This window comes from Candidatus Zixiibacteriota bacterium (assembly GCA_020853795.1).
Lineage (GTDB): Bacteria > Zixibacteria > MSB-5A5 > CAIYYT01 > CAIYYT01 > JADJGC01.
On sequence record JADYYF010000029.1, the window covers coordinates 1 to 3516 of the forward strand.

General features: G+C 59.2%; 4 protein-coding genes. 2 read left to right on the forward strand and 2 right to left on the reverse strand.

Annotated elements, in window-relative coordinates:
- Positions 1-366, reverse strand: a 366-nt coding sequence (locus IT585_01900; protein ID MCC6961986.1) for a DUF937 domain-containing protein, incomplete at its 3' end; no start/stop codon positions are given.
- 274 nt (positions 367-640) lie between these two features.
- Here IT585_01900 and IT585_01905 point away from each other — a divergent pair.
- Together IT585_01905 and IT585_01910 are read left to right on the forward strand one after the other, a co-directional pair.
- Complete coding sequence (locus IT585_01905; protein MCC6961987.1) at positions 641-1666, forward strand: hypothetical protein; 1026 nt, start codon at positions 641-643, stop codon at positions 1664-1666.
- Between the two features lie 223 nt (positions 1667-1889).
- On the forward strand, positions 1890-2363 hold the full coding sequence (locus tag IT585_01910; GenBank protein ID MCC6961988.1) for a hypothetical protein: 474 nt from the start codon (positions 1890-1892) through the stop codon (positions 2361-2363).
- An 82-nt stretch (positions 2364-2445) separates the two neighbouring features.
- Here the strand turns inward: IT585_01910 and IT585_01915 are convergent, their stop codons facing one another.
- A complete protein-coding gene (locus IT585_01915; protein ID MCC6961989.1) occupies positions 2446-2844 on the reverse strand; it encodes a hypothetical protein in 399 nt (132 codons plus the stop codon).
- Between the last annotated feature and the right edge of the window lie 672 nt (positions 2845-3516).

Here is a 3516-nt window from a genome sequence, read left to right on the forward strand (position 1 = left end):
CTGCGCCAGCATGTCGCCCGCCTGGTGCTGCGGCACGCCGAATTGCGTTGCGATGTCGTTCATCGTCGACGCCCCGAGAATCTGCTGCAACTGATTTGGCGAGATGTTCAGATTCTGGCCGGTGCCAACCCACGAGTCCGCCTGCGCCGCCAGGCCGTTGCCCCGAATCGCCTCCAACAACTTGCCCAGGCCGCCGCTGCGCTGAATCAACGCCAACACCGTCATCAACAAGTTCGAACTCTGCCCCTGGTTGCCGCCGGTCAACCCCGCCAGGATCGAAGCCAACGGGTCATTCTGCGCCTGCTGCGACTGACTGCTCTGGCCTGTGCCCAGGACCTCGCCCAACAGACCGTCTAACAAACCCATAGCTGCTCCTTTCCGAACAGATTCGGATCACTTGCTGTCTGACGCAGTGTCCGTGCCGAAATGGCCTCCCCGCGATGTCAGGTTCGGCCCGTTTCCGCTTTCTGAAGTCTCCGCGTCAACATTTTCAAGTACGACTACCGGCGTAACCTTGTCAAGCTGCATCGGTCTGTCCGCAAAAGAATTTGCGATTTCCGATTGACGGGCAGCCAAACGCATACCATTTTGTCTGTGATCGCAATTTAAAATCGGCAACCCGCCGTCCGGAGCAGTGACGTTGAGCAAGACAACGCAACAGGCAACGGCAACCATGGCCCGGCCCGTCTACTACGCGGCTGGCGTTGACGGCATTCCGCTTCCAATCGTCGATCTCTCCAACCCCGTCTTCCAATGTCACTTTGCACCGCCCGAACTTGAGCAGATCCAGCGCGACAGCATGGAAAACTGGGAGCGCGGCCGCCACACACCGCGGCTCCTGCTTAAGCTGATCGCCCGCCGCTCGATTCTGATGCGCGGCACACTCGATGCCGCCCGCGGCAATCTCAGCGGCATGGCCACTTATTTCCAGAAAGTGGGCCCGGAACTCCTCAAGACACCGCTGGCGGGCAAACTCGATCACAAACTCGTCAACTTCATCGGACCGGTCTGCATGCGCCTGCGCCTGCAAACCATCGCGCGCTTCCTGGCCGACGATCTGGCTCGGGCCACGAACCTGTTGCCGCCATCGCCGATCTGGCTGTTGAACATCGGCGGCGGCGCAGCCAGCGATACGCTCAACGCCTTGATTCTCCTCGCGCAAGAGCGCCCAGAGTCGCTGCGCCGGCGCCGCATCAACATCCGCGTGCTCGACACGGATGACGACGCGCCGCAATTTGGCGGCCGCTGCCTCGCGGCTCTGCAATCTCCCGCCGCCCCGCTCGCCGGACTCGACATCGACTACCGCGTTCTTCACTACGATTGGGTCGGTTCCTTCCGTCTTCGCGAGTGGCTGCAGTCGTGGCAAGTCGATCAATCCATCGTCGTTGCCTCATCGGAAGGCGCGCTGCTCGAGTATGGCGATGACGAGGACATCGTCGCGAATCTCGAACGCCTCCGCCAACATACGCCGGCGGCTGCGACGATGGTCGGCTCGATCTTCCGTGACGACGACTTCACCCGCACCGTGAAACGCCTGGCGCGCTTCAATATTCGCCCCCGCAACCTGATGTCCTTTGAAGCCCTCGCTCGTCGCGCCGGCTGGCTGATCGCCCGCCACGATGACGCCAACCCCATGACGATCGTCGTCGCCCTGACGAAAGCTTAATATTACACTTCAGGGGAGTGCCCGCAACGCTATGCTGTAGAGGCAATTAGGGTTTGTCCCGATATCCTGAGAGAATTTGAAATTTGTGATTGCGTCCTCAACTTGCGTCGGCTTGATTAGGTAAACGTATAATATATCCACAAAGTACATGATCGCAATCGCCGCGGCGCATCCTGCCCGACGGCTGCGATTAAACATGGAGTTTACTCGAAAGGAGAAATGGATGCACAAACGAATCACTCTGGCGGCACTGGCGCTGACCCTGTTGGTGGCGGCACTGCTGATCGCCGGTGAGAAGCCGTGGCTGGATTTCAACAACTGCGACTTCTGCAAGCCGTGGACGCAAAACGGCCTGATGAACGAAATGACCCACGAGCAACTCAACATCTCGAACGGCGTCATGACCATCTCGACCGTCCCGGCCGCGCGCTTGGCGGACTACCGCAAGACCAGCGCCATGATGAACGAAATCGGCCAGCGCGCCGCCAAAGGCGAAAAGGTTAACATGTGCGGCAGTTGCGAAGCCATGGGCGCGATGATGATGAAAGGCGCCAAGTTCGAGGAGGTTCCGACCAAGACCGGTTCCGTCATTCTGCTCACCTCGTCTGATCCGGCCATGGTCACCGAGCTCCATGACTGGGCCAAGAAGAATCTTGACGAATACGCCAAGATGACGATGACGACCCCCAAGAAGTGAGCTAAGCTCACCAAGCTTGCTCAGCACGCCTGCGGCAGGGGACTTGGTCTCCTGCCGCTTATGTTCTCCGGAATGTTGCTCACTACGGGCGGTTTGAAAAGGCGCGGCGTACGAGACGTCCCAGTATCGCCCCCAGCACGCCGCTCGGCAGGCTGATCATCGCTGCCAGTACGACCTCAAACGGCCAGAGATTGTGACTCGTCGGATCGCCGGACACATCAACAATGACGCGTAAGATCACCGCCAATGGGACACCGATGGCGCAAGCGGCTCCTGACAGCAACCCTGGCTGCAAGTCGCGTTCGGAAAGGATTGCGGCGATGATGAAGGTCGCCAGCCCCCAGGGCCAGGCGAGACTGCTGAGCTTAACCTGATTATAGTCGAGCGGCCAGTAAGCGATACCGCCGGCGATGGTTGCTGCGAGTATGCGCAGCCCGTACCACCTGAGTGACGGGCCTCCGGATTTGGACGTCTTGATCATCGCGGAAACATAATACCCGGAGTCGCCCAGTCAATATTCAATTGGGTTCGACTTCAGTCGGACGCTTCATAACTCAATCACGTAGGTCAGGATCCCTGCGATCCTGACACTCGACCTGATCCCGGCACTCCCAATTCCCGAATTCCTGCAGCTCCGACTTCAGTCGGACTCGCCGAACTACCGCTGCAATCCCTATCCGTAGGGGAGGGGTTCGTCCCGCGCCGGATTGTGACCTGCCGCCTAACTACTTGTTCTCAGAAACCGCAGCCAACTTGGATTCCCGCCTCCGCAGAGATGACACTCACTCCCCCCTCCCGGGCGAGGGTCCGGGGGTTACGGTGCAACCCCTTCCCAATGAACATGTTGAATGAATTCTCCCCGCCAATCCCCCGACTCGACAAATCCCTAAGCCCTTGATTCACAACAACCGCACCCACTACACACAAATGAATTTCACTACAACATCACTCCAAAAATCAAGCCGCACCCTATAGTAGAGGCCCTGACTTCGTCAGCGCCACCCGAATTGACTCGATGTTCGCCCGCTAAGCCGGCGGCTGATGACGTCCCAGCAGCCGCCGGTCACCGAATCCTAGGTACCGTGACTCATCGCAGCAATACGCGGGTGCCGTGCTTGAGGCAGCTCTCAAGCCGCGTCGGGGTTATGCCTGA